This is a genomic window from Actinotalea ferrariae CF5-4, assembly GCF_000603945.1.
In the GTDB taxonomy this organism is placed as follows: Bacteria; Actinomycetota; Actinomycetes; order Actinomycetales; family Cellulomonadaceae; genus Actinotalea; species Actinotalea ferrariae.
In genome coordinates, this window is record NZ_AXCW01000563.1 from 1 (window position 1) to 450 (window position 450).

A 450-nucleotide genomic window follows, 5' to 3' on the forward strand; every position below is an offset into this window, starting at 1 on the left:
CACCTGCGCCGCGAGGTGGCGGCGCTCGCCCACGACCTCGCCGGCACGGACTCCCTCGGGGACCTCCTCGCCGCCGCCACGCGCGGGGTCCGGGCGTGGCGGGAGGGCCGGCTCGAGGACGACTGGTCCGTCCTGGACCTGGCCCTGGACCCCCGGCAGCGCGAGCGCGTCGAGCGGGTGACGGCGGTCATGGCGCTGCTCGAGGGCCACGCCGACGTCACGATGGACGCCGTCGGACGGCGCGTGATCCCGAGCCTCCCCCGGCTCCGCGCGCGGATGACCGCCCGCCGCGGCCGGGCGCGCGGGGTGGAGCGCCTGGTGCGGCGGGTCATCGGCATGGACGCCAAGCTGGCGCAGTACGCCGACGGCGCGCGGTTCGTCCGCGGCGTCCGGCGCAGCGGCGGCCGCTTCGCCCTCGACGCCGCCTGGCAGGACCCGGCGGCCCTCCCG

Annotated in this window: 1 protein-coding gene; it reads left to right on the forward strand. The window is 79.8% G+C overall.

All coding sequences use genetic code 11. The features are described from left to right. On the forward strand, positions 1 to 450 hold a 450-nt coding region (locus tag N866_RS19315; RefSeq protein WP_173406186.1), incomplete at both ends, for a zinc-dependent metalloprotease.